Genomic DNA, 24,726 nt, shown 5'->3' with positions numbered 1-24,726 from the left:
ATATCAGGTGTGTTATGAGTCATTGTTGGAAGAGCGTGTTAATTGAACCGTCAGCAACACTATTAGAGGCGTTGGAAGTTATCAATAAGGAGGCCCTACGAATAGCGATTGTTGTTGGTGATAAAAATAAGTTGCTTGGAGTTTTGACTGATGGTGATATTCGAAGAGGGCTATTACAAAATTTACCTCTAACGACAAGTGTCGTTGAAGTCATGAGTGTATCTCCAATAACGGTGAGAATAGGGACTTCTGGTGAAGAGTTAGCCGAGTTGATGGAGTCCAAGGGAATCTTATCTATTCCTCTTATAGATAGTAATGGTGCGGTCGTGGGGCTCGAAACGCTCCAACATGCTTTGAGTAAGCCTAAAAGAAATAATCCCGTATTCATTATGGCAGGCGGCTTTGGAACGCGTCTACGGCCTTTAACAGATAAATGCCCTAAACCTATGTTGAAAATAGGTGACAAGCCTATTTTGGAGACGGTAATTCGAAGTTTTATTAAAGCTGGTTTCGTTAACTTCTATATTTCGACGCATTACATGCCAGAACAAATTAAAGCCCATTTTGGTGATGGTCAGTCATTTGGAGTCTCTATCAGTTATGTTCATGAAGATGAACCATTGGGTACCGGGGGAGCTCTCGGCTTGCTGCCGAAAGATTTACCTAAAGATCTGCCTTTGATTATGATGAATGGTGATGTGTTAACGAAAGTTGACTTCCAACGACTGCTGGATTTTCACATCGAAAATGATGCAGATGCGACAATGTGTGTTCGGGAGTATGACTACCAGATTCCCTATGGTGTAATTAATGGCGAGGGGAATAAAATCACGAGTATGATCGAGAAGCCAATCCAAAGGTTTTTTGTTAATGCGGGTATATATGTCGTTTCTCCTCGCGTGATTCGCTCTGTTCCAAAAAACTATCATATTGATATGCCTACTTTACTCGAAGAGCACATGCGCCAGAGAGAAAAGGTGTTAATGTTCCCCATTCATGAGTATTGGTTAGATATAGGTCGCATGGATGATTTTAATCGAGCACAAGCAGACATACATAGCTTAGGAATGTTCTAATGATTCATGGAAAAAAAGTTGTTGCGTTTATTCCAGCCAGAGGTGGTAGTAAGCGCCTCCCGAGAAAGAATGTACTTCATTTGGCCAATAAACCATTGATTGAATGGTCTATAAATGCGGCTCAAAATAGTAATTTTGTTGATGAAATTTTGGTCAGCACTGACGATGAAGAAATTGCGAGTATTAGCTCAAAAGTAGGTGCTACAGTCCCAGGGCTTAGACCTTCAGAGCTAGCGTCAGATACGGCCAAAACTGAATCAGCTTTATTTTATACACTTGAAAGCTTTGCACAAGATGCTGATATTGTTGTTGTATTGCAACCGACGTCGCCTTTGCGAACATCGGAACACATAGATCAAGCATTAGACCTGTTCTACACTAAAAAAGCATTTTCGGTCGTATCTGTAACGCCATGCGAGCATCCTCCACTTTGGGCTAATACCCTACCAGAGGACTACTCTATGGAAAACTTTTTACGCCCAGAAGCCTTACAACGTTCTCAAGACCTCGGTGCATATTATCGGTTGAATGGTGCTATTTATATATTTGATGTCAGCAAGCTAAAAGCATTTGGTGATATTCGTTATACCTCTGAATCCTACGCCTATATCATGGATAACTACGAATCTGTAGATATAGATAATCAAATTGATTTTGAGATTGCAGAGTTTTTTATGAAGAAGCGTAATGAGTAAGGTTTTTTACGTTGATTTTTTTTAGCTGCTTTCTTAGCTCGGTCTGAAAAATTTTGTCCGGATGTGTATCTGATAGAGTGTAAATTGGCATATCCGGATAAAGTAATCTACATGTAAACATTACTGTTGAAAATGTTCCGATAAGTGCGGAGAGCTTTATATTTTTGTCTATAAGTTCAATCTCCAAAGGGTACTCACCATGATGATAAGTAATATAGTCTAAATTCATCAGTGCTTCTTTTACCTCATTTCTTTCTGTGCGATGAGGGAAATAAATGATTTTGGAATTAGATAGTTTAGCTAGAGTTTCAAGCTCTTCAAGGTATTCCCTGACAGATTTCTGGTTTTTATCGCCAACAGCTCCTTGACCAATAAATCCTAATGCAGCCGAAGTATCAAAAAGAGCGGGATGTCCATAAGACCGTTTTAATCTGTCCAAATTATTCTTATGTATGGGTACATGCGCTCGTTCTAAATTAAATAGTGTGAATATCTCTAACGATCTCGGTTGCGGTAGGTGCCCAACAGGTTTCAGTCCATGAAGTCTAATAATGAAATCTTGGATTAACCTTGGCCTGTAGAAGCTTGTTTTTGGTAAGATTAATTTATTATATTCAGATAGGGTAAGAGTACCATCATCAAAGTAAACTTCTTTTTTAATTAGTAAGTTACGAGATAAGAGTTTGGTCCACCAGGCGTTATATTCTGCATAAAAAAATCTTTCTAAGTATACTCCTTTTGGCATTAACTCTTTTATTTTTTTGATTGCTTTTGGAACACTAAAACTACGATTGTTACGTTCAATTTCGATAACTGCGGCCCAATCTTCTTTTTTAACGAGTTTGTTCTGTTGCTCTAAGCCATGTTTACTTTTTTGATTTACTAATAGAAGTATTGATTCTTTACAAGAAAAATATTCTTTAGCTTCTAAAGCACAAACATATTGTAGTGGTGAGGTGACTAGAAATAAATTCATGGAACTACCGCGTAATGAGATTTAATGATTTGCTGATCACATTCTTGTTGTTTTTCAAGGTAAGAGCAGCGTTTTCTAACATTGTAACTCGCTCTTCTTCACAATCTATCAAATTTACCACTTGAATCGATAGGGAGAGTCCTGCGTTGGCGAGCTTTATTGCTTTTTTTTCAATTAGATCTTCAACAATTTCTTTAAAATTATAGTAGCTCGGCCCAGTGATGACTGGGACACCCAAAGCGGCAGGCTCTAGGACATTATGCCCACCAACCTTATCGCCAATTAAACTACCGCCCATAAAGCATATATCGGAAGCACCAATCAAGATCAGCATCTCACCCATGGTATCTCCAAGATAAACTTGGGTCGATGTTGTTACTTCTTCTTGGCTTGTACGGCGAGCAGTTTCAAAGCCTTGACCTTGGCAAAGCTCAAATACATCATCGAATCGCTCTGGATGTCTTGGAACAAGAATTAAGAGAGCATTTGGGTGAGATTTCAAGATTTTTTTGTGAGCTTTTAATACCTGCCCATCCTCCCCTTTATGAGTGCTGGCAGCAATCCAAATGGGGCGCTCTAATCCGAGAGCATTCCTTAGCGATTTAGCTTTTTCTTTTACGTCGTCTGATATCTGAATATCAAACTTTATCGAGCCAGTAACAAAAAGTTTGTTTTTCTCGACACCTAAACGTTCAAAGCGCTCAGCATCTGACTCTGTTTGGCAAAGGACCTTATCTATGCATGGATGTAAGAGGTCAAACAGTGGCTGCACTTTTGCGTAGTTCCTACACGACTTTTCAGAGAGGCGAGCGTTGACCACAATGATAGGGATTCCGGCATTATGGACAGTATTAAGCGTGTTTGGCCAAAGCTCGGTTTCGATTATCAACATTTGCTTTGGCCGTATTGCCTTTAGAAAGCCTTTCACGGCAAAACCGAAATCGATAGGCATATAGCGGTGTTCAACTAAGTCGCCCAACTTAGCAATTTGTTCCGCACCAGTGCTGGTTGTGGTGGTGACTAAAATAGGTTGGGTTGGTTTTTGCTTTTTCAATTCTTTAATGAGTGGGATAGCAGCGATGCTTTCGCCTACCGAAACCGCATGAATCCAAATAGGGTGCTCAGTTGTCTCTAGCTTTGGGGTAATACCAAAATGCTCTTTCCATCGTTGGCCAAATTTGGGCTTGTTCGGTTTACTTTTGTATAAACCAAATAAGAGGAAAGGGGACGCAAGGGCAATTAGCAATGTGTAAAAAATGCGGATTAGCATGAACTTACCGTTATCGCTTCAAGTTTTTGGATGCTATCTAGCACCTGTTTTGGTGATAATTCAGTTAAACACTTAAGGTGCTTAAACTCACACTCACGCTTAAAGCATGGACGGCAGTCAATATCGGTGTGAACAATTTCTACTTTTTCCGCAAGCGGTGGAGTGTACTTTGGAGATGTTGAACCATAGACCGCAACGACGTTACAACCAACGGCAGCTGCCACGTGCATAAGACCCGAGTCGTTTGCTACAACAGTCTGACATGCCGCTAGCAGATCAACGGCTTCTATCAGGCTCGTTTGCCCTGCCAAAACATGAATCTGGTGCTGGTGTTCTTGAGGTACTAATTGCTTGATGTTGTTGCAGGTCTCAAGGTCTTTTTGAGAACCAAATAGCCACACTTGCTTTCCTGCATTCGCCATAGCTGATGCAACTTCTGCGTAATGTGTTTCAGGCCATTTTTTCGCAGGACCAAACTCTGCACCTGGGCACAGGCCAACAACAGGCGACTCTTGATTGAGATTAAACTTTGCAATCGCTTCAGCTTGCTCTTTTTTATCAATAAACAGGCTAGGGCGAGGTAGGGTTTCTAAACCACCTAGAGAAGAAGAGTCGATCATCTCCTCTTGTGGATAAGCTAATGCCACATAGCGCTCAACCATGAATTGGAAAGACTTCATATTTGGTCGCAAATCATTAAGTAAACCGTATCGCATTTCGCCTTTCCAACCAGTACGAAGAGGAATGTTTGCGAACCACGGGATAAGAGCAGATTTTGCAGACTTCGGCAGGATGTATGCGTGGTCGTACTGTTTTTCTCGTAATGATTTACCGATTTCGCGACGACCGAGTAAGTTGAATTCACCATGACCAATAGGCATTTCAATAGCTTGATGGATTTCTGGCATGCGCTCAAGAATTGGTTTGCACCAACCAGGTGCAATTACATCAATTTGGCTTTCTGGATGGAGTTGCTTTAAGACGATATAAAGAGACTGCGACATCACCATATCGCCAACCCAAGAAGGGCCAATAATTAAGATTTTTTTCATTTGCTTATTTGCCAGTCAGTGTTGTATCTCGGTTTAAATAGGTTGTAATAGTTATTGCCGTCTTCTTGAGAGTGCAGAAGTTGTAGCACCCACATGTATTGTTCTGGTTTATTTGCAACAAAGTACTCGATCGCTTGATTACAAGTGCGAGCGTCTTGTTCTTCGCCTTTATCTAGCTCAAACGCCGGTAAGATTTCGATATCAAACGTACCATCTTCTGTGTTCATAGAAGCAAACATAGGTAACACTTTAGCGCGTGATAGTTTGGCAATTTTTCCTAAGCCTGGAAGCGTTGCTTTTCTGGTCGCAAAGAAATCGACAAAAACGCTGTGCTCAGGACCATGATCCTGATCGGGTAAGTAATAGCCAATGTAACCGTCACGAACTGATTTCAAAAACGGCTTAACACCACCAGAGCGCTCATAAACACGACCGCCATATTGCACACGTTGTTCGTGCATTAGCCAATCAGCCACTTCATTTTTCTGCTTTTTTGCCATTGCAGAGACGGGCATTCCCATCGAAGCAAGCAACACCGCAGGAATATCAATCGCCCATGAGTGTGGAACCATCAAAATGACTTTCTCATTATTGTCGATGTGTTTTTGTAGGATGTCTAAACCGCGGATTTGGCAACGCTGCTGTAACCATTTAGATGAGCGTAAGCTTAGTAAGCTGAAACGGAAAAAGAACAATGCTGCGGTATAAAGCGTTTTTTCAATCAGTGCTTCGCGCTCTTCAAATGATTTCTCTGGGAAGCACAGCTCAAAGTTGACACGAGCTCGGTGAGCCGGACCTTTGTGCGATTTAGCCAGTTTCTTCGCAATGACTTTTGCTAGCCATTTCTGAACCCCTAAAGGTAATAAAGCAAGCGGCAAAGAAAGGACAACGCCTATCCATGTCCCCCAATACTTCGGCGCTAAAAAGTGGCGCTCAAATTCAGGGTTATAAGCTTTAGGATCGAAATCATCACGTTGATTAGTCATGAAGTTTTAAGTACCTATATTTTTGAAGAAAGGCGATTGGGGGTCTGTAGAATTGATACTAGTAATCGTATCAGAGTAAAGGTGGTAGATAGTTAACTACCACCTTTGAAGGGAATTAACGGTTTTGAATCGCTAGGTATTCAGCAACACCTTCTGCTACCGTTTTGAATTCTACATCACAGCCTGCAACACGAAGCTTAGTTAGGTCGGCTTGCGTGAATTCTTGGTAAGCACCTTTTAGGTGTTCAGGGAACGGAATGGTTTGGATTTCACCTTTGCCATGGTGCTTAACAACTGCTTTTGCCACTTCTTCAAAAGATTCTGCACGGCCAGTACCACAGTTGAATATGCCAGAAACACCATTTTCTAGGAACCAAAGGTTTACTTTGCACACATCACCAACGTAAACAAAGTCGCGTTTGAATGATTCGCTGCCTGCAAACAATTTAGGGTTTTCACCAGCATTGATCTGGTTATTTAGGTGGAAGGCTACCGATGCCATGCTGCCTTTGTGATCTTCACGTGGGCCGTACACATTGAAGTAGCGGAAACCTGTTATTTGAGAAAGCTGCTCGCCATGATCCTCTGCGTCTTTCCACAGACGACGAACGTAGTTATCAAACTGCTGTTTTGAGTAGCCGTATACGTTAAGTGCCCCTTCGTATTCACGCTCCTCAACGAACGTTTCTGTCTCACCGTATGTCGCAGCTGATGACGCGTATAGGAATGGAATTTCACGATCTAGACAGTAATGAAGCAACTCTTTTGAGTACTCATAGTTGTTTAGCATCATGTACTTGCCGTCCCACTCAGTTGTCGCAGAACAAGCGCCTTCATGGAAGATTGCTTCGATAGGGCCGAAGTCGTCACCTGCCATGATTTGGGTAAGGAAGTCATCACGATCCATGTAATCAGTGATATCAAGATCAACTAAGTTTTTAAACTTCTTGCCATTTTTTAGGTTGTCGACAACCAGAATATCGTTAATACCTGCTTCGTTCAGAGCTTTAACAATGTTGCTGCCGATCATGCCAGCACCACCAGTTACGATGATCATAAGACTTCCACCATAGATTAAAATTTTCTCATGAAGTTTAGCAGAGTTAAGCCTTTAGGTGCTAGTGCTAGGGGCAGTCGTTGTCATTAGGCAAACAAAAAAGGAAGCCGAAGCTTCCTTTGTATTAGTTAGGCAATCTAATGAGTGATTAGATTACTTTTCATCTGATGTATTCGGGCGTTGATACCACGGATTACGCGCATCTGTCAGTTCAATGAGGCTGTACTTACGACCTAGTTTCTGACCGCCATCACGAGTCAATGGCTGCCAGCTAAAGTTCGCACGATTATTGCTCGGTTTGACCGTCATAATGTCGAATGGAATCGAAATGTAGAAGCCCTTAGTAAAGCTACCTTCACCAAACTCTTCAGATGAAAGGTCTGTGAAAGATGCATAAGCTCCTGCGATTACACCACTCTTGAACTGTTTAGATACATTCAATTGAGTACCTACATCACCAGCTAAGAACTGGCCTACATCAACTTGAATCATCAAGTCTTGTAGGAATTCCCATTGTGGGTAGTAGTAACCTGATACGAAACCAGTAAAGCCTTTGTCAATTACTCGGAATGGGCGGCCATATTCCGGAACGTTTTGCCATTCTTCATCATAAACGCCGAAGTAGCTTTGAGGGTCGCGTTGAGTAATCAAGTTAACATCAGCACCAATAGCCCAGTTAGCACCGTTGGGGCGATATAGGAATTCAGTACCGACACCAGCGAACATGCTTTCCAAGTAACCCGCATAGAATTGCTGATCCATAGAATCTGAGTAGTTTTGGAACCATGTTAACTGCAGGTTTGACATAGTAACGGCATGTTCATTGTTATAGGCGCGGAACATGGTTCTCACACGAGGCACATCCGTACCATCTGGTGGCGTTACGTAAATGTACTTATCGTAGTTATTGTACCAGTCCCAGTATAATGAACCGCCAATTTCTAGGTTGTCTGTAAGCCAGTAAGAAGCACTACCATTCAAACCTACACTAAACAGGTAAAAATCTTCTGCACTACCCAAGGTTTGAGCTAGTTTTGGTGCAAAGCCCCAATCAAAGCGGTTAAATCCATCGTAGGTTGGTACACCCCTGGGTTTAGTTGAGTAACCAGTGATGGCGTCATCAATTTTCGGGTCAATATAATTGACCTGAGCGACATCCCTATATTTATCTGCAGAGATATCAACAGGTGTGGTACCCAATCCTTTATTACGCTCACTAATAGAGTAAGTGTCGATGGTTTTCGGAAGTTGATTGTAGAGAACCGCTGAAGCTTTTTCATAAGCTTCATCACGATCTCTATACTTCTTCTGCTCACCGACAACAGAGACTTTGTTGTCTGTTATATAAATTTGGTTTGTTTCGTAACCAGCAATTTTATCAAGTTCTTCACTAACTCTTTCCCAATCGACGTCAGAGATTTGTTCTGCTTGATTATCTTCTGGTTCTGGAGTTGGCGTATCACGCCAGAATGAAGGCATGTTGTTGAAGTTTGTATACAGACTCATGCCTGCGACGAGGGTATCTCCTCGTTCGTAGCTAAGCCTTAAATCAGCCATATTGCCTAAACGGTATAAGACGCCAAAGTTCCAAGGTGTATGTGGTGTCATATCGACATCTGCACCTACTACTGGATAATCGGTACTGTAGTCATTGCTGTCGTATTCGACTTTAAAGCGCAGTGGGGCGTGTAGTGTTTGGAACTCTACACCACCAAATAAGGCAGCGGGTCCCTTAAATGCTCTGCTAAAGTTGGTTGTCCCTCCTGAATCTAGGAATTCTTCTGAGCGATCGCAAAATTTATCAGAGGCTTTACAGAAGGGGTTAGTAATATTGTCTCGAGTGCCCAGATAACCCCATCCCATACCTAAAGTAAAATCAAAAGTACCAAGGTTTGGATTCGAATAACGTTTTGTTGCAGCAATGTATTCAGCATCGAATAAACCTGTACCTGCAAAATCTCTAACGCCCAGAGCAATTTCTGGAACGTACTGAGATTCTTCCCAAAGTCTAAATTTAAAATCAATACCTTTGTCGGTGTAGGCATTATCTACACCAGGTAAGGTAGATGAGTAAGGTAGATCTTGGACTCGGGTATACCGTATTGTAGTCTCTAGCCATGGAAGAACTTGAAGTGTCACATTATAGAATAAGTATTCGTCGCTCCCAGTAACAGAGAAATTGAACTCTCCTTCCTCTGACATTCTACCCGAGGGCATCTGCATTAAGCCTGCGCCACCAAAATCGGATTGGGAAGGAGTTAAGCTTGGAGCTTCAAAAGGTACGTCTTGAGCCCAAACCAACGCAGGGCCCATTAAAGAAAGAGATAAACTGGTTCTTATCAGGTTCATGTTTAATTCTTCGATGAAGTTGGTTTACGCTGTGATAGCAGTTTGACGATGTTTTGGTCCATTGGCGATTGCTCAAAGTCGTCAAATGGGACGTAGACCATGGTCAAGGGCGGTAAATAATATTGTTTGGTTAACCAGTTGCCATGATGAGGGGTAACGACTTCACCGTTTGGATAAATTAAAATAGGCGGTTGAGCCAGTTTACCAACTTCACTGCTTTTCAGGTTGTCGACTTGTTGATGGAGAGGGATACCTGCTAGATTTTTGATCGCATAAACCTTGTCCACATTACCCACATACAGCACTTTTTCTGTTCGCTGAGGTGCACTTAAGACAAACTGACCTTTTAAAAGCGGATTATTAAATTTGTCTAAGCGAATCTGATCAATATCGACGGCGGAAAGAACGCGAGGCGCAAACTGACTTTGCTGAATAAATTTGTAAAATGGGTGGCCAACGAGGTTGTATTGAATCATTTGGTTCAACACTGCGTTTTTTAAAGCCAGACTTTTTTGTTGTGCCTGTTCTGAATCATCAAATAAAATAATCGCGAGAGGATATTGCAAGATAATGTTCTGCTCTTGTGCGAGTTTCAGAACGTTGTCTAAACGAGCCGGTTGTTCGAATTGTAAGGCTTTTCCAGTACCCGCTAACTCAACTTGTAGCGTAGGTAAATTTTGGTTCTGAGCTATAGCCGGTAGGGCCGTAATACTGACAACGCCTACTAAGCCTAGTAAAGAAAGTAGTCGCTTACTCATGATTTGCTATACCCTTTCAAAATTGTCAATTCAATAGGCACCATGTTTGGGCCTAGGTGCTGACGTGTTTTTATTACTTGCCCGTTCTTGTCGACCCAATATGTGTTCTCTACACTTTCTTCTAGACTGGGGAAGGTCACGATTTCTTTGTAAGCATCGGTTTCTGTCGATGAGATGGGTGTGATTACCATGCCTTTACCTAGATGTGATCGTTTGACCTCAGCCGGAAAATTATAACGGTATTCTTCAGACCAATCGTAAGAAAGGGAGAACTCTTCTGGCGAGTGTGAGTAAGGTGGGACCTCACCATATACGCCGGCTAAATTAGTAGTTTGAAGTCCGATAGTTTTAACGATATGTCCGTTTTCAGTTACTACCATTGCTTTATCTGCACTAACCCATTTTAGTTGTGTTTTTTCTGTTAATGGATTTAGTTCTGCAAAGGCGAGAACGACAAACACCTGTTTTTGATTACCAATTTTTAGATAAGCACTCGCATAAGGGACTGCATCAATTTCAGCCGGAGTTAGTTCTACATCAATGTAGTTGCCATACGCTTCCCGAACGGTAGCCGAAACGTCGTTGAATTTTTGAGTGCAACCAAAGGAGAGGCTTAGTAGGGGTAAGGAAACGAGCAAGCGTGTCCATTTTTGAGATAGAAAAGTAGTCATCATTCCCTCATACAAATAAAATCGCCCTGAAAACTCAGGGCGATTATTACTACTACTTAGACTTGATTACTGAGCTGCAGAAGCAGAAGCAGAAGCAGAAGTAGAAGTAGAAGACGAGTCGCTGTCTGATGCTGCAACTGCTACTACTGTAACTGCTGCTGCTGCACCTACTGCTACTGCAGTTGTGCCAGTTGCAGATGCAGATGCTGCACCAGCAGAACCTGCTTCTTCAGCTGCAAATGCAGTTGAAGCGCTTAGAGCCATAAGAATAGCTAGAGCTGTGTTCTTCATTATTAATCCTTGTATTTCAGATTTTAAAACATCGATGTTTGGTTTGTTTAGAACATACCATCTGTCATTTTAGTTAAAAAACAATCAGCATGTAAATAGTTTCCTATGGAATTTTACCAAGTTCTAAAGAAAGCGTCTCATTGAAAAGACAATTTATTTGCAGGTGGTTTTAGTTATATTAACTAGAGCCTAGCGGTGTAATGAAGGATAACTCGGCCACAAGTAACACTAACCCGCTAATATCGAAGTAAGTAGTAAGTTGACATTCGCAATAAGTATAACGTTATGCTTTGTCACTCTTAGGTTAATGACGCCCAGAGTGCCATTGCTCTCAAAAACAAGAATGTCCATTCTCAAACCTTAGAGTGAGTACCCTTGCCGTTTTGCGCTAATCCATGCATAATTTGCCAGCTTTTATGCGGTGCTTTTCAAGAATGATTTTTGATTTTCTTGTCACAAAAGCGAAGCTTGAAAAAAGCACTTATATCAATAAGCCGAGCAGCTCGGTAATCAGCGAACAGTGGCTAACGCGTAATGCCGCAGGGCGGTAGCGTGAAAACGCACAAGTAAACAGACAAAGAGTTAACTGACATTCACTGCGTGCGTCATTCATGTGCAGCGGTCAGTCAATACCCAAGGAACACTTACGTGATGAACAAACGACCATGGTTAGGGACGTTGAGTGCAATCAGCTTAGGCTTGTGCTCATTTGCGGCCTCAGCAGATTTTTATGCAGGTGCGTTAGTGAGCTACTCTAATGCCGAATACCACCATTCTTCTACTTCTTCCGTAACCGAAGGCAATCCTTTCCTTCTTCAAGCACAAGCAGGTTACTTCTTTAATGATTATGTAGCGTTAGAAGCGCGTTACGGCACCTCAGTACAGCGCGAAAACGGACTTGCAGTAGACGGCTTAGCAAGTGGTTTTGTTAAGTTGAACATGCCGGTTTCTGAACGTTTCGCACTTTACGGACTTGCTGGTTACTCCAGTGTCCAAATCGACCAACAGAATGTCGGTTCGAACAACGACCAAAGTTTTAGCTTTGGATTAGGTATGCATTATGCCTTAGACAAGCATAATGCGGTTGTTTTCGAGTTTGTTGACAGTACATCAGAAGACCAAGTTCGCCTGAATGCACTTACACTCGGCTTTCAGCACCGATTTTAATTAAAAGACCTAGTGCCTAGTTTTAGTAACTAGGATTTTTTAACTCTCGATTTAAATAGCGAATTATCATGTTTAAAGGATATTTCTCGATTGCCGCTTGTGTACTGGCAAGCGTCTTTGCGTCGTTCAGTCATGCGCAGACTCCAACCCCGGAACAAATGCAAATGTTCCAAAGCTTACCTGCTGACCAACAGCAAGCACTAGCAAGTAAGTACGGTATTTCTCTCCCTTCTGGCTCTTCTTCTCAACCAAGTAGCTATCAAAACCCTCAAGTGATTGATCCTCGTCCAGAGATGAGTAATGCCAATCAAACGAACCAAGCAGATGTAACAAAAGAAGACGAAGAGTTGAAACGCTTCGGCTTGGATCTATTTGCGGGTTCGCCAACGACATTTGCACCAGTGAACGATGTGCCTGTTCCTGCTGATTACACAGTCGGCGCGGGTGACGAAATTGTTATTCAGTTATTTGGTAAAGAGAACACGACGCATCGTTTGCGAGTAAATCGCGCGGGTACTATCAACTTTCCATCACTTGGCCCAGTTCAAGTGGCAGGCATGAGCTTTTCTGAAGTTCGTGATTCACTAAACCAACGTGTAAAAGAGCAAATGATTGGCGTTCGTAGCGACATTTCACTGGGTGAGATGCGCACCATGCAAGTCTTTGTTATGGGTGACGCTTACAAGCCAGGTGCTTACACTGTCAGTGCACTAACCACTATTTCTCAGGCCATTTATTACAGTGGTGGTTTTGGAGATAGCGGTGCATTGCGTAACGTGCAGTTAAAGCGTAATGGTCAGGTGATTCGCAAACTGGATATGTATGACCTATTGCTAAAAGGCGACGCACGCAACGATGTGCGACTGTTACCTGGTGATGTGGTCTTTATTGGTGCAGTCGGCGATACCATTGCGATTGATGGTGAGGTAAACCGCCCTGCAATCTATGAAGTGAAATCAGGTGAAACCTATAAACAAGCGATTCAAATGGCGGGTGGTTTTACTGCCAATGCTTACAGTGACCAAATTGAAGTCAAACGTTATGCAGCGAAAGGTGCGCGTGACGCATTAACTCTTAACTTCAGCCAGTCACACGATCAACAAATCAAAGTCAAAGATGGTGACGCTGTTAATGTACTGAAGAAGAGTGAAGAACTAACTCGTTACGTACAAATCGAGGGTGACGTACGCCATCCTGGCTTCATCGAATGGAAGAGCGGTCTGCGTGTCGCTGATTTGTTCCAATCGGTAGATACGTCATTTAATTCTACTGCCGACGTTAACTATGCTGTTGTTGTTCGTGAGATTAACCCACAACGTGATATAGAGGTTTATCAAGTTAATCTGGCGAACGCGATTCTTTCTCCAAGTAGCAAAGATAACCTAAAGCTAAATTCACGTGATCGAGTGCTGGTTTTTAACCGCTTCAATAATGAAGACCTAGATACACTAGCGGATCAAGATACGGTGACGAAAGCGAAAACGCTTGAGCAGGCTCAATTTAAAGCCGAACTGGACCAACAAAAAGAGCAAGAAGTGATGAGCTCTTCTGTTGCCATATCCTCAGCGACAGACAATATGGCATTGGGGCAACCTTCTACTGAAGAATCAGAACAGCCGAAAATTATCTTCCGTGGAAAAGAAATAACCAAAGAAGATTTTGATGCGTTGAAGCAGAATACTCGCCGTACGTTGCTTGCTCCGGTACTTTTACAACTTCAACAACAATCTCGTTTAGGTTTAGCGCCACAAATCGCCGAAGTATTCGGTGAGGTTAAACACCCAGGTCGTTATCCATTAACGCCTCGCATGTCGGTGTCTACTTTAATCGAAGCTGCAGGCGGTCTAACTTACAACGCATTTTCTATTAATGCTGAACTGGCTCGCACCGTGATCAGCAGTAAGGATGAACGTGCTTCGATCGACGTAGAACGTATTGACTTACGTAAAGCGATTCAAGGAAGCACCGCAGATGATGCCATCCTTGTTGGCCGTGATCGCCTGAACATTCTCGAAAAACCTAATGTTAAACTGCAAAGCACAGTTACCTTGCAAGGTGAAGTTCGCTTCCCTGGAACATATACAGTTCGTCAAGGTGAGACCTTAGGTGAGTTGCTTGAACGTGCTGGTGGTTTGACCGAATTTGCACATCCTCAAGGGGCTATCTTTACTCGTGAGGCTTTACGTCTTCAAGAACAAAAACTGCTTAATCAATATGCTGCAGATATGCGCGCAGAAACAGCAAAGAAAACCTTCCGAGCAGATAGTAATATGGGGTCGGTGATCTCAGATCCAGAGAAAACCCTTAAGTTTGTAGAAGAAGCGAGTAAGAGCAAAGCGCTTGGTCGTATGGTTGTTCAGCTTAATCGAATTACTAAAGGTGAACGCTCTGCCGACTTTATGTTGGAAGACGGCGACTTTTTGTTCGTACCTACCTTCCGCAATACGGTTTCAATTATGGGCGAAGTTCAAGTCCCAATTACATATTTGTTGGACAACAAACTAGACGTTGGTGATTATTTGAACAAAGCAGGTGGTGCTAAAAAACAAGCGGATGAAGACCGAATTTTCGTAGTTCGCGCAGACGGCTCTGTCTACAAACCAACGTCTGGCTACTGGTTTGGTAATAATAATGAAGAGCTAAAAGCAGGCGACACAATTGTAGTTCCAATTGATACCGACTACCGAGATGCATTGAGCACCTGGACTGCTGCTACCCAGATCCTATACCAAACTGGTGTAGCGATAAACGCTCTTAAGTAGTAGGTGAATAGTAAAGGTTACCTTCAGTTATGATAGTAACCTTTGTATTTTTATTTGAGTGAACTAAAACGCCAGGTGTTACATTTCACTTTTTATGGAGTATGTATTTTGTCAAAAAATATATTTGACGATGATATTAACCTCAAAGAAATCTTTGACGTTCTTTGGAGCAAGAAATTATTTATCTGTCTGACCACACTTACATTTGCCGTAGCTTCAGTGGTCTATGCGTTGAATGTTCCTAATATATATAAAGCAGATACGTTGCTTGCTCCTGCAGAAAGCTCTGGAGGGAATCAGTTATCCCAAATGGCAGCTCAATTTGGCGGCCTAGCAGCTTTAGCGGGAGTCAATTTGGGTGGTAATGATTCAAATCAAACAGAATTAGCGGTTCAGGTAATGAAGTCTCGTAATTTTGTTGAAGGGTTTATTAAAAAGCATGATCTTTTAGTACCTCTTATGGCTGCAAAAGGTTGGGATCTGGGAAAGAATATGCTTTTAATTGATGATGAGGTGTACGACGAAAGCTCTGATACTTGGCTAAGAGAACCAAGTGGATTGCGAGGCTCTAAACCTTCATCACAGGAGGCATATGAAACCTTCATTAAAAATGTTCTAAAAGTAAAGCAAGATAAAGAAAGCGGACTATATTCTGTATCCATAATGCACTATTCGCCATTTATTGCAAAGGAATGGGTCAATTGGATAGTTCAAGATATAAACAAGGTAATGCGAGAGCGGACTATTTCCGAAACTTCACAGAATCTTGAATATTTGAATCAACAACTTGCAAAAACTGCGATTGCAGATATGCAAAGTACTTTCTATAAGCTAATTGAAGAGCAAACAAAAAGTCTGATGTTGGCTGAAGTACAAGAAGAATTTGTCTTCAAAGTGATTGACCCAGCCGTTGTACCAGAAGAAAAAACACAACCAAGTCGGGCGATTATCTGCATTTTGGGAACATTTTTAGGTGGATTCCTTAGTTGTATTATTGTTTTAGTTCTGCATGTCTATAGAAAGCAAAAACAACTTACAAGTTGATATGCCTACCCATAAAGTACTCAAAGGAATTATGTAGTAATTATGAAAATACTAGTAACTGGTGGTGCTGGTTTTATTGGCTCTGCAGTCATAAGACACATCATTCGTGATACCCAGGATACCGTCATTAACTTAGATAAATTGACTTACGCTGGTAACTTAGAGTCCTTGGCGGAAGTATCGGATAGTGAACGTTACCATTTTGAACATGTTGATATTTGTCAACGTGAAGAGCTTGATCGCGTATTTGCGAAGTATCAACCTGATCTCGTAATGCACCTTGCGGCTGAATCTCACGTAGACCGTTCCATTGATGGACCTGCGGCATTTATTGAAACCAATGTTATGGGAACGTATCACCTTCTGGAGTCGGCTCGTCAATATTGGTCGACACTGGATGATAAACGCAAAGCAGCTTTTCGTTTCCATCATATTTCTACCGACGAAGTGTATGGTGACCTAGAAGGTACGGATGATTTGTTTACTGAAACCACATCCTATGCGCCGAGTAGCCCGTACTCCGCTTCTAAAGCGTCCAGCGATCATCTTGTTCGAGCGTGGCAGCGCACCTACGGTTTTCCTACGTTGGTGACCAACTGCTCGAACAATTATGGACCTTACCACTTCCCAGAGAAACTGATCCCACTGATGATTTTGAATGCCTTAGATGGCAAGCCGTTGCCTGTGTACGGTAATGGTATGCAAATCCGTGATTGGCTGTTCGTCGAAGATCATGCTCGCGCACTCTACAAAGTCGTGACAGAAGGGGAAATTGGCGAGACATACAATATCGGTGGTCACAATGAAAAAGCGAATATTGAAGTCGTGAAAACCATTTGCTCGCTACTTGAAGAATTTCGACCAAACAAACCTACAGGTGTCGAATCTTATGAATCTTTGATCACATATGTGAAAGACCGACCAGGGCATGATGTACGCTATGCAATTGATGCAACAAAGATTGCTCAAGAGCTTAACTGGACGCCGGAAGAAACATTCGAAAGTGGCATTCGCAAAACCGTTGAATGGTATCTAAACAATCAGCAATGGTGGCAACGTGTGCTTGATGGCTCATACAGCCTTGAACGATTAGGAGCGGGTGAATAATGAAAGGTATTATTCTTGCTGGTGGTTCTGGTACTCGTCTATACCCAATCACGCGAGGCGTATCTAAGCAGTTACTGCCTGTATACGATAAGCCAATGATCTACTACCCACTGTCGGTACTTATGCTTGCTGGTATTCGTGAGATTTTGGTGATTACCACTCCTGAAGACCAAGAAGGCTTTCAGCGCTTGCTTGGCGATGGTTCTGACTTTGGTATTGAACTGCAATATGCAATCCAACCTACTCCAGATGGTCTCGCTCAGGCATTTATTATCGGTGAAGAGTTTATCGGCGACGAGTCAGTTTGCTTAGTGCTAGGTGATAACATCTTCTATGGACAAGGCTTTTCGCCAAAGCTTCAACAGGCTGCAGCACTGACTGAAGGTGCAACCGTTTTTGGTTATAAAGTCAAAGATCCTGAGCGTTTTGGGGTTGTTGAGTTTGATGATGAGATGAGAGCGCTTTCCATTGAAGAAAAGCCTAAGAATCCGAAATCTAACTGTGCAGTTACCGGGCTGTATTTCTATGATAATGATGTCGTAAACATTGCGAAAAGTATTGAACCTTCCCATCGAGGTGAGTTGGAAATTACCAGTATCAACCAAGCTTATTTAGAAAAAGGTAAGCTGAAGGTAGATATTCTAGGTCGAGGCTTTGCTTGGCTAGATACAGGCACGCACGAAAGTCTGCTGGAGGCTGCGCACTTTGTCGAAACGATTGAAAAAAGGCAAGGTTACAAAGTTGCATGTCTCGAAGAGATTGCTTACCGTCAAGGTTGGCTGACTCAAGAGAACATTAAAGCTGCGGGTAAGGCGCTCTCCAAAAATGATTATGGCCGTTACCTACTAGAACTATCGGAAGAATAAATGTCAATTGCTCCACTAATATCGTTCCAGAAAATAGGGGATGAGCGTGGCTCTTTAGTTTCACTAGAGCAGAACGGTAACATTCCTTTTAAGATCAAACGTATTTATTACATTTTTGATACTCAAAGTGATGTATCAAGAGGTTTTCATGCTCACTATAATTTAGAGCAAATCGCAATTTGCCTGAAAGGTAATGTGACCTTTTTGATTGATGATGGTGAGAGGAAGGAGCAAGTAACACTTTCATCCCCAGATGTCGGTCTACATATAAAAGGCCTTAAGTGGCGAGAAATGCATGATTTCTCAGAAGACTGTGTGTTAATGGTTGTAGCAAGTGAGCTGTATGACGAAGCGGATTATATTCGTGATTACGACTCGTTTCTTGAAGAGGTCAAAAATGAGAGTTCATGCGCTTAGCGATGTAGCAACATCCGATATTGGTGAAGGTACGTCTATTTGGCAATTTGCTGTCGTGTTAGCGGGGGCGAAAATTGGTCGAGACTGTAACATTTGTGCACATACATTTATCGAGAATGATGTGGTGCTTGGCGATAGAGTCACTGTTAAATGCGGTGTTTATCTCTGGGATGGGATTGAAATCGGTGATGATGTTTTCATCGGCCCCGCGGCGGCCTTTACGAATGACAAGTTTCCTCGTTCGAAAGTTTGGCCAGATGAGTTTCCGAAAACAAAACTTCTATCAGGTGCTTCTATCGGTGCTAATGCAACGATTTTACCAGGTGTTACTATAGGAAAAAACGCGATGGTTGGAGCGGGAAGTGTTGTTACACGCTCAGTGCCTGATTATGCTGTTGTAGTTGGTTCTCCAGCCAAGATAGTACGTTATGTAGAGAAAGATAATGGTTAATTTTTTAGAGCTAAAGCGCTTAAATGCCGAGTACGAAAACGAATTAAAACAAGCTTGTGCGCGAGTGATAGAGTCTGGTTGGTATATTCTTGGTGCTGAAACAGAAAAGTTTGAGCAAGAGTTTGCAAATTATTGTGGTGTAAAGCACTGTATTGGCGTCGCAAATGGTCTAGATGCGCTGACGTTGACATTGAAAGCTTGGCGAGAACAAGGAAAGATCAACAAAGGTGATGAAGTTATCGTCCCAGGGAATACCTATATAGCATCAGTGTTGGCCGTTACTGAAGCTGATTTAGTGCCTGTGTTTGTGGAGCCAAATGAGGTAACTCATAACATTTGTCCTAAAGCGATTGAAGCAGCGATCACAGATAAAACTAAAGTGATAATCCCTGTACACTTGTACGGTCAATTAGCAGATATGCCGACAATTATGGCTCTTGCTACTAAGCACCAACTATTAGTGCTAGAAGACAGCGCTCAGTCCCATGGTGCCGAACTCGAAGGAAAGAGATCAGGGGCTTGGGGAGATGCATCTGGTTTTAGCTTCTACCCGGGTAAGAATTTAGGTGCATTAGGTGATGGTGGTGCCATTACAACTGATGATGATGAGTTGGCGGAGACACTGCGTGCGCTTCGTAATTATGGATCACACATAAAATATCAAAACCTTTACAAAGGTTTGAATAGCCGACTAGATGAGATGCAAGCGGCAATGCTATCGGTGAAGCTTAAGTACCTTCCTGCTCAAACTAATGCACGACAAAAACTAGCAGAGTTTTACTTGAGAGAGATAAATAACCCATACGTAACTTTGCCTGAAGTAACGGAACCTTTAGCACACGTATGGCATTTGTTTGTTGTGCGAACTCCTAATCGTGAAGCGCTCGTTGAGCATTTGACAGAGTGTGGTATTCAGACGCAAGTTCATTATCCTATTGCTCCCCATAAGCAGCAGGCTTACAGTGAATTGAATCATCTATGCTTGCCGATGACTGAGCAACTACAAGAGGAAGTCCTTTCTCTACCGATGTCGCCTTATTTAACCGAGCAAGAGAGAACAGCTGTTGTCGAGGCAATAAATAGCTTTAAAAGTTAGTTTATTCTTGAGCTTATATAAAGAAGACGTGAACACGTCTTCTTTTTCTTTTATTGAAAGAATAGAAAATTGAACTTAATAAAAACATCATTTTTAACTCTAATAGCTACTGTAATACGACTAATTTCTGGCTTGGTTATTAATAAAGCTATATCTGTATTTATCGGCCCATCTGGCTTGGCATTAATAGGACAATTTCAGAATTCACTTACTGTTGTACAAACAATAGCTAAGGGGGGTATAAATACAGGCGTAACTAAGTATACTGCAGAATACAAAGAAGAGAAAGATAGGAAAGTACTCTGGAGTACCGCCTTCTCGATAACACTATTATCGAGTATGACGGTTAGCTTTTTCTTGTTTATATTTTCCAAAAAAATGTCGGAGTATATATTTTCAACCGAAAATTATTCCTATGTTATAAGTGTTTTAGCATTCACACTAATTCTTTTCACAATCAACCAACTGTTTCTTTCGATATTAAACGGCAAGAAAGAAATAAAAAAATACATATCTATAAATATTAGCCAAAGCCTTTATGGATTATTTTCTACAACGCTGCTAATTTATTTCTTTGCTCTTGATGGGGCACTTGTGGCGTTAGTTACAAATCAGTCAATAGTATTTGTGATAATGATTTACAAATATAAAAAAGCTAATTTAATAAACAGGGACATATTAAGGATAAACTTTAGTAAGTTGTATACTAATAAACTGCTGAAATATTCTCTAATGACATTAGTTACCGCTTTCACAATTCCAGTCTCATCATTAATTATTCGAAACTATATTGGAGAGAACTTATCTTGGGATGAGGCAGGGTATTGGCAAGCAATAACATATATATCGACCATGTATTTGATGGTCATCACAACAGCATTGAGTACCTACTACCTTCCAAGGTTGTCTGAACTAAATTCTTCAAGAGAGCTAAAATTAGAACTAATTCAAGGCTACAAATTTATTATTCCATTGGTTGTATGCCTATCAGTAATTATTTTTATATTAAAAGATTTTATTGTTTGGTTATTATTTTCTGAAGAATTTAAACCAATGCTAGTTCTGTTTAAATGGCAACTTGTTGGTGATGTGCTAAAAATAGCGTCTTGGCTGTTATCATACCTACTTGTAGCAAAAGCTATGATGAAGCACTATATAATAAGTGAGATATTTTTTGCTTTGTCACTTACAGTATTATCTATGATTTTTGTAGAAAAATTCGGTCTTGTTGGTGTTACATATGCTTATGCAATAAACTATGTTATATATTACTTTATGATGTTGATCATAGTTAAAACAACTATTTTTTCTAAAAAATAAACTTAAATTTATAACGTGGCAGGTTTATGAAAATACTAATCTGGGGTGAGTACAGTGGATTCGGGCGCTCTTTGAAAAAAGGCTTTAGAGAAATCGGTTTAGATTGTGATGTTTTTAGTCCAACAGGCGATAACTGGAAAGATATTTCAGTAGATATATCACTGAAGAAGAATAATAAGATTGGAAAGATACTTGAGCTAATAAGACTAATCCCAACCTTCTTAAAATATGACCGAATAATATATATGAATCCAAGTTTTTTGGGGTTTGCTAATGCCGGGCCTTTATTTATATTGATATTCTTTCTATTTAGAAAAAAAACATATCTATTAGCATGTGGAGCAGATAGAGCCTATATAACAGCTGGTGAAAAAGGCATTTTAAAAAGATGGGTTTATACTGGGATATCGTACCCAAGACCTAACTTTTATTCTACTTGGAAAGATAAGTTAGCACATCATCTTTGTGCGATGAGTGTTAAGAAAATTGTTCCAATAATGTACGATTATGAACTCGCTTGGAAAAACACATATTATGCGAAAAAGTTAACTAAAGTTATACCTCTCGCATGTGAAGTTCCTGAAGTTCGTATTAATCCAAAAATTACAGACTATAATCGTATTGTAATATTGCATGGGCGTACTCGGCCTGAAATCAAAGGTAGCGATGAAATTCTAAAAGCGCTACAAAAAGTGAAAGAAACCTATAATAATGTGGAAATAATTTCACCATATCAACTACCTCAAAAAGAGTATCTAGATTTAATGTTAAATGTAGATATTGCAGTAGACCAATGCAAATCAAATTCATATGGAATGAATGGTGTCTACTCTATGCTAAGAGGTCATATATTAGTCTCATCATTTGACGAAAAGGCAAGAGATAAAATTACAAATGGTGCAGAAGCGCCTGTATATGACATAGTTGAAGACGAGGATGTTATTTTTGATGTTGTTTCTGCGCTCATCAAAAGAACGGATCTTGATAAATTAAAAGAGATGAGTATAAATTACGCTTACAATTATCATGAGCCTAGTTTAATTGCAAAAAATATATAGAGATTGTTTTTGATGAAAGCTGCTAATGGTCTAGTATCAGTAATTGTTCCTTATTACAATGACTCTAAATTCATTGCTGATTGCTTAAATAGTGTTACAAGTCAGACTATAACGCCAAAGGAAATAATTATTATCGATGATTATTCCAATGATAGTGAAAAGTTAAACGAAATTGTTGAAGAAATTTCATTATCCTCTAATGTGAGTATTAGATTTTTCGTAACAAAAATAACATGAATGGTGCCTATAGTAGAAATAAGGGAATGCAAATAGCTGAGGGCGACTTTGTTGCGTTGATTGATGGGGATGATTATTGGAAGAAAAATCACATAGAAGAGAACTTAAAATTTTTGATAGAAGAGAAGTGTGATTTTGTCTACTCTAACGTGCTTTATAAGTACGAGTCGAAATTTATAGAAAGAAAAGTTATTGACGCTAACGTATTGACTAATAAATTTGATGCGTTACTCATATCTCCCCCTCAAACAGGCTCATTCTTCTTTAGAAGAACGCTATCAGAGAAAGTTAAATTTGATGAGAAATTAAAAAGACACCAGGATTATCAATTTTTCTGTGATGTCCTTTCAAGTCAATTAATTGCTTTGTACAATAATAAAACAACATCTGTTTATCGTGTTCCAGTAAAAGCAGTAAACGGAAGGAAGAAAGTTGATTATGAGTCAATATTAAATTTTTGGGAAGATAGGAAACATCTTTTCAGTCCTAATCGATTATCTAAGTTTATAACCAAAACAACAAAGTTTATTATAATTGATGATTATGATTTCTTCAGTGGTAATTTCAAAAGATTTACTTTGACCAAAAAACTACAAGATAGCAAAAGATTAAGATTTCTTATTGGCACTAAATCATATAGGAAGAAAGCTCTATTTGTCTTATTGTATATATTGGCATTTGAGCCTTCTGAAATAAAAGATAAGATCATTAACTACTCAAAGAAAACTGTATAATGCTCTGGATTGTAATTTTTATATTCATGTTGGTTATGCTCTCCTTTAAATACGCTAATACAAAGCTAGTTGGTAAAGGTGCTCACCCAATAGGTTTCGTTTTCATAATTCAAATTTTTGTTTTCTCTTTACCTGGTGTCTTGCTCATATCATTTTTTGATTTTTCTTCTTATCGATATCGTGGTATTGACTATTTTGTTTTAGAGCGCATCGGTTTTTGGTATCTTTATTCAATTGCAATAATATTTCTTGTTAATATAGCATTGGTCTATATATCGCCACCCAGAAATTATCAAAAAGCTGTATTGTTAGATTATGATGAAGTAAAAGCAAAGCAAAAGTGTAACATATTGCTTTTACTATCAGCAGTTACTGTGTTTTATTACCTTTTTGTATTACCAGAAAGTCCTTTATTGCTTGCTCTTAAGGGAAAGGTTGCTGAGGCGTATTTACTGAGGGTTGAGTATCAAAATAATTTTGGTAAGTATAACCCCAAATATATAACGCCCGTTATAAACTTTCTGATGACATTTCAGTTCTTCTACATATTCTATTGTTTTTTGAAGCATAAAGTCGTTGGTAAAAAGACACTAGTTATTTCATTTGTTTTTTCTGCAATATTTCTATCTCTTAATATAATTAAAAGTAAAGTTCTTTTTTTAATTCTTATAGCAGCATTTATGTATCTAGCTTTTACCGGAAGGTATAAGAATTTTCTATATCTAATTTTGTTTTTTACTATAGTTCTTGTGTTGTCATATGTTTTTACTATGGAATCTGATATTGATGGGTTGTTTAACATTATATACGAACGTGTTTTTATAGCTCAAAACCAAGGTTTTTACCATATGATAAACTCGATTGAGCCTAGCTCAAAATATCAATGGGAAGGGATGTTATTTATTAATAGATTCGGTATTTACCCTGAACATGCAGATGTTGATGTTCTTCCTTATATATATAATAATTATACCAATATAGTCAATTCAAATTCTTATTTCTTAGGTCAGGCTTGGTCAATGTTTGGAACGGTTGGGTTAATTATCTCTCCTTTCTGTGTTGGTTTTTTTATATACACTGTTGTCAAAGTGATAGACAAAATAATTGGCTATGCTCCAGGTTTTGGTGTCGCATATTTGTTTACGTTTCTTCCCACACTAAGAATAAACCAAAAGTTTTCAGACTTTTTATTTGGTCGGGAGTTTATCATTAGCCTTGTTTGTTTTGCCATTTTAGTATGTGTGGTTTCTATTTTATCAAGAATAACTTATAAAGATGAATAATTA

At 40.1% G+C, this 24,726-nt stretch carries 24 protein-coding genes; 15 read left to right on the top strand and 9 right to left on the bottom strand.

From position 1 onward, the window contains the following. Window positions 1–14: 14 nt before the first annotated feature. Both KJB05_RS16900 and KJB05_RS16895 read left to right on the top strand, forming a co-directional pair. Window positions 15–1,076, top strand: a complete 1,062-nt coding sequence (locus KJB05_RS16900) for a nucleotidyltransferase family protein (protein WP_208445344.1) — start codon at window positions 15–17, stop codon at window positions 1,074–1,076. Continuing rightward, complete coding sequence (locus KJB05_RS16895; protein ID WP_208445345.1) at window positions 1,076–1,771, top strand: acylneuraminate cytidylyltransferase family protein; 696 nt, start codon at window positions 1,076–1,078, stop codon at window positions 1,769–1,771. Before KJB05_RS16900 ends, KJB05_RS16895 begins: the two co-directional genes overlap by 1 nt. Here the strand turns inward: KJB05_RS16895 and KJB05_RS16890 are convergent. From KJB05_RS16890 to KJB05_RS16850, 9 genes are all read right to left on the bottom strand, one after another. After that, the gene (locus KJB05_RS16890) at window positions 1,749–2,747 is read right to left on the bottom strand and encodes a glycosyltransferase 52 family protein (RefSeq protein ID WP_208445346.1); all 999 of its coding nucleotides are present in this window, start codon (window positions 2,745–2,747) and stop codon (window positions 1,749–1,751) included. The genes KJB05_RS16895 and KJB05_RS16890 overlap by 23 nt on opposite strands. Window positions 2,748–2,751: 4 nt before the next feature. Further along, entirely contained in the window at window positions 2,752–4,017 is a 1,266-nt protein-coding gene (gene waaA / locus KJB05_RS16885; RefSeq protein ID WP_208445347.1) for a lipid IV(A) 3-deoxy-D-manno-octulosonic acid transferase, read from the bottom strand. Then, a complete protein-coding gene (gene waaF, locus KJB05_RS16880) occupies window positions 4,011–5,069 on the bottom strand; it encodes a lipopolysaccharide heptosyltransferase II (protein ID WP_208445348.1) in 1,059 nt (352 codons plus the stop codon). Before waaF ends, waaA begins: the two co-directional genes overlap by 7 nt. Beyond that, the gene (gene lpxM / locus KJB05_RS16875; protein ID WP_208445349.1) at window positions 5,066–6,055 is read right to left on the bottom strand and encodes a lauroyl-Kdo(2)-lipid IV(A) myristoyltransferase; all 990 of its coding nucleotides are present in this window, start codon (window positions 6,053–6,055) and stop codon (window positions 5,066–5,068) included. Before lpxM ends, waaF begins: the two co-directional genes overlap by 4 nt. A gap of 115 nt (window positions 6,056–6,170) precedes the next feature. Next, window positions 6,171–7,112, bottom strand: a complete 942-nt coding sequence (rfaD, locus tag KJB05_RS16870; RefSeq protein ID WP_208445350.1) for an ADP-glyceromanno-heptose 6-epimerase — start codon at window positions 7,110–7,112, stop codon at window positions 6,171–6,173. A gap of 153 nt (window positions 7,113–7,265) precedes the next feature. Beyond that, window positions 7,266–9,461: a YjbH domain-containing protein gene (locus KJB05_RS16865; protein ID WP_208445351.1), complete on the bottom strand. Its 2,196-nt coding sequence runs from the start codon at window positions 9,459–9,461 to the stop codon at window positions 7,266–7,268. A gap of 2 nt (window positions 9,462–9,463) precedes the next feature. Next, complete coding sequence (locus KJB05_RS16860) at window positions 9,464–10,219, bottom strand: capsule biosynthesis GfcC family protein (RefSeq protein WP_208445352.1); 756 nt, start codon at window positions 10,217–10,219, stop codon at window positions 9,464–9,466. Then, the gene (locus KJB05_RS16855) at window positions 10,216–10,890 is read right to left on the bottom strand and encodes a YjbF family lipoprotein (RefSeq protein ID WP_208445353.1); all 675 of its coding nucleotides are present in this window, start codon (window positions 10,888–10,890) and stop codon (window positions 10,216–10,218) included. Before KJB05_RS16855 ends, KJB05_RS16860 begins: the two co-directional genes overlap by 4 nt. Before the next feature lie 66 nt (window positions 10,891–10,956). Beyond that, entirely contained in the window at window positions 10,957–11,181 is a 225-nt protein-coding gene (locus KJB05_RS16850) for a hypothetical protein (protein WP_208445354.1), read from the bottom strand. A gap of 651 nt (window positions 11,182–11,832) precedes the next feature. On the opposite strand from KJB05_RS16850, the gene KJB05_RS16845 reads away from it, so the two are divergent. From KJB05_RS16845 to KJB05_RS16785, 13 genes are all read left to right on the top strand, one after another. Beyond that, window positions 11,833–12,348 (top strand): porin family protein, encoded by a 516-nt coding sequence (locus KJB05_RS16845; RefSeq protein WP_208445355.1) that lies wholly within the window; start codon window positions 11,833–11,835, stop codon window positions 12,346–12,348. A gap of 68 nt (window positions 12,349–12,416) precedes the next feature. Then, window positions 12,417–15,110 (top strand): SLBB domain-containing protein, encoded by a 2,694-nt coding sequence (locus KJB05_RS16840; RefSeq protein ID WP_208445356.1) that lies wholly within the window; start codon window positions 12,417–12,419, stop codon window positions 15,108–15,110. 108 nt (window positions 15,111–15,218) lie between these two features. Then, window positions 15,219–16,154, top strand: a complete 936-nt coding sequence (locus tag KJB05_RS16835) for a Wzz/FepE/Etk N-terminal domain-containing protein (protein WP_230676687.1) — start codon at window positions 15,219–15,221, stop codon at window positions 16,152–16,154. A gap of 42 nt (window positions 16,155–16,196) precedes the next feature. Then, window positions 16,197–17,261 (top strand): dTDP-glucose 4,6-dehydratase, encoded by a 1,065-nt coding sequence (gene rfbB, locus KJB05_RS16830; RefSeq protein ID WP_208445357.1) that lies wholly within the window; start codon window positions 16,197–16,199, stop codon window positions 17,259–17,261. Next, a complete protein-coding gene (gene rfbA, locus KJB05_RS16825) occupies window positions 17,261–18,127 on the top strand; it encodes a glucose-1-phosphate thymidylyltransferase RfbA (RefSeq protein WP_042604322.1) in 867 nt (288 codons plus the stop codon). Before rfbB ends, rfbA begins: the two co-directional genes overlap by 1 nt. After that, window positions 18,128–18,544, top strand: a complete 417-nt coding sequence (locus KJB05_RS16820; RefSeq protein WP_042604321.1) for an FdtA/QdtA family cupin domain-containing protein — start codon at window positions 18,128–18,130, stop codon at window positions 18,542–18,544. It begins immediately after the preceding gene. After that, window positions 18,525–18,995, top strand: coding sequence for an acyltransferase (locus KJB05_RS16815; protein WP_042604320.1), 471 nt, complete (start codon window positions 18,525–18,527; stop codon window positions 18,993–18,995). Before KJB05_RS16820 ends, KJB05_RS16815 begins: the two co-directional genes overlap by 20 nt. Beyond that, entirely contained in the window at window positions 18,988–20,091 is a 1,104-nt protein-coding gene (locus KJB05_RS16810; RefSeq protein ID WP_208445358.1) for a DegT/DnrJ/EryC1/StrS family aminotransferase, read from the top strand. Before KJB05_RS16815 ends, KJB05_RS16810 begins: the two co-directional genes overlap by 8 nt. A gap of 69 nt (window positions 20,092–20,160) precedes the next feature. Further along, window positions 20,161–21,411 carry an O-antigen translocase gene (locus KJB05_RS16805; RefSeq protein ID WP_208445359.1) on the top strand — a complete coding sequence of 417 codons (1,251 nt, stop codon included), beginning with the start codon at window positions 20,161–20,163 and terminating at the stop codon, window positions 21,409–21,411. Window positions 21,412–21,437: 26 nt separating this feature from the next. Further along, window positions 21,438–22,469 (top strand): hypothetical protein, encoded by a 1,032-nt coding sequence (locus KJB05_RS16800; RefSeq protein ID WP_213053091.1) that lies wholly within the window; start codon window positions 21,438–21,440, stop codon window positions 22,467–22,469. A 12-nt stretch (window positions 22,470–22,481) separates the two neighbouring features. Further along, window positions 22,482–22,706, top strand: coding sequence for a glycosyltransferase (locus tag KJB05_RS28875; RefSeq protein WP_213053090.1), 225 nt, complete (start codon window positions 22,482–22,484; stop codon window positions 22,704–22,706). Then, window positions 22,703–23,440 (top strand): glycosyltransferase, encoded by a 738-nt coding sequence (locus tag KJB05_RS16790; RefSeq protein WP_213053089.1) that lies wholly within the window; start codon window positions 22,703–22,705, stop codon window positions 23,438–23,440. Before KJB05_RS28875 ends, KJB05_RS16790 begins: the two co-directional genes overlap by 4 nt. Further along, window positions 23,440–24,723, top strand: coding sequence for a hypothetical protein (locus tag KJB05_RS16785; RefSeq protein ID WP_208445362.1), 1,284 nt, complete (start codon window positions 23,440–23,442; stop codon window positions 24,721–24,723). Before KJB05_RS16790 ends, KJB05_RS16785 begins: the two co-directional genes overlap by 1 nt. Window positions 24,724–24,726 lie beyond the last annotated feature (3 nt).

The sequence above is a fragment of the Vibrio sp. B1ASS3 genome, assembly GCF_905175355.1.
Lineage (GTDB): Bacteria > Pseudomonadota > Gammaproteobacteria > Enterobacterales > Vibrionaceae > Vibrio > Vibrio owensii.
The sequence above is the reverse complement of the archived record's forward strand: the minus strand, read 5'-3'. Positions and strand labels throughout refer to the sequence as shown.

Coding starts and splice junctions, on each gene's coding strand:
- KJB05_RS16890 (WP_208445346.1), bottom strand. CDS start 2,747: ATGAATTTATTTCTAGTCACCTCACCACTACAATATGTTTGTGCTTTA.
- KJB05_RS16845 (WP_208445355.1), top strand. CDS start 11,833: ATGAACAAACGACCATGGTTAGGGACGTTGAGTGCAATCAGCTTAGGC.
- KJB05_RS16785 (WP_208445362.1), top strand. CDS start 23,440: ATGCTCTGGATTGTAATTTTTATATTCATGTTGGTTATGCTCTCCTTT.
- KJB05_RS16840 (WP_208445356.1), top strand. CDS start 12,417: ATGTTTAAAGGATATTTCTCGATTGCCGCTTGTGTACTGGCAAGCGTC.
- KJB05_RS16895 (WP_208445345.1), top strand. CDS start 1,076: ATGATTCATGGAAAAAAAGTTGTTGCGTTTATTCCAGCCAGAGGTGGT.
- waaA (WP_208445347.1), bottom strand. CDS start 4,017: ATGCTAATCCGCATTTTTTACACATTGCTAATTGCCCTTGCGTCCCCT.
- KJB05_RS16850 (WP_208445354.1), bottom strand. CDS start 11,181: ATGAAGAACACAGCTCTAGCTATTCTTATGGCTCTAAGCGCTTCAACT.
- rfbB (WP_208445357.1), top strand. CDS start 16,197: ATGAAAATACTAGTAACTGGTGGTGCTGGTTTTATTGGCTCTGCAGTC.
- KJB05_RS28875 (WP_213053090.1), top strand. CDS start 22,482: ATGAAAGCTGCTAATGGTCTAGTATCAGTAATTGTTCCTTATTACAAT.
- KJB05_RS16790 (WP_213053089.1), top strand. CDS start 22,703: ATGAATGGTGCCTATAGTAGAAATAAGGGAATGCAAATAGCTGAGGGC.
- rfaD (WP_208445350.1), bottom strand. CDS start 7,112: ATGATCATCGTAACTGGTGGTGCTGGCATGATCGGCAGCAACATTGTT.
- rfbA (WP_042604322.1), top strand. CDS start 17,261: ATGAAAGGTATTATTCTTGCTGGTGGTTCTGGTACTCGTCTATACCCA.
- KJB05_RS16900 (WP_208445344.1), top strand. CDS start 15: ATGAGTCATTGTTGGAAGAGCGTGTTAATTGAACCGTCAGCAACACTA.
- KJB05_RS16855 (WP_208445353.1), bottom strand. CDS start 10,890: ATGACTACTTTTCTATCTCAAAAATGGACACGCTTGCTCGTTTCCTTA.
- KJB05_RS16810 (WP_208445358.1), top strand. CDS start 18,988: ATGGTTAATTTTTTAGAGCTAAAGCGCTTAAATGCCGAGTACGAAAAC.
- lpxM (WP_208445349.1), bottom strand. CDS start 6,055: ATGACTAATCAACGTGATGATTTCGATCCTAAAGCTTATAACCCTGAA.
- KJB05_RS16860 (WP_208445352.1), bottom strand. CDS start 10,219: ATGAGTAAGCGACTACTTTCTTTACTAGGCTTAGTAGGCGTTGTCAGT.
- KJB05_RS16800 (WP_213053091.1), top strand. CDS start 21,438: ATGAAAATACTAATCTGGGGTGAGTACAGTGGATTCGGGCGCTCTTTG.
- KJB05_RS16815 (WP_042604320.1), top strand. CDS start 18,525: ATGAGAGTTCATGCGCTTAGCGATGTAGCAACATCCGATATTGGTGAA.
- KJB05_RS16865 (WP_208445351.1), bottom strand. CDS start 9,461: ATGAACCTGATAAGAACCAGTTTATCTCTTTCTTTAATGGGCCCTGCG.
- KJB05_RS16820 (WP_042604321.1), top strand. CDS start 18,128: ATGTCAATTGCTCCACTAATATCGTTCCAGAAAATAGGGGATGAGCGT.
- waaF (WP_208445348.1), bottom strand. CDS start 5,069: ATGAAAAAAATCTTAATTATTGGCCCTTCTTGGGTTGGCGATATGGTG.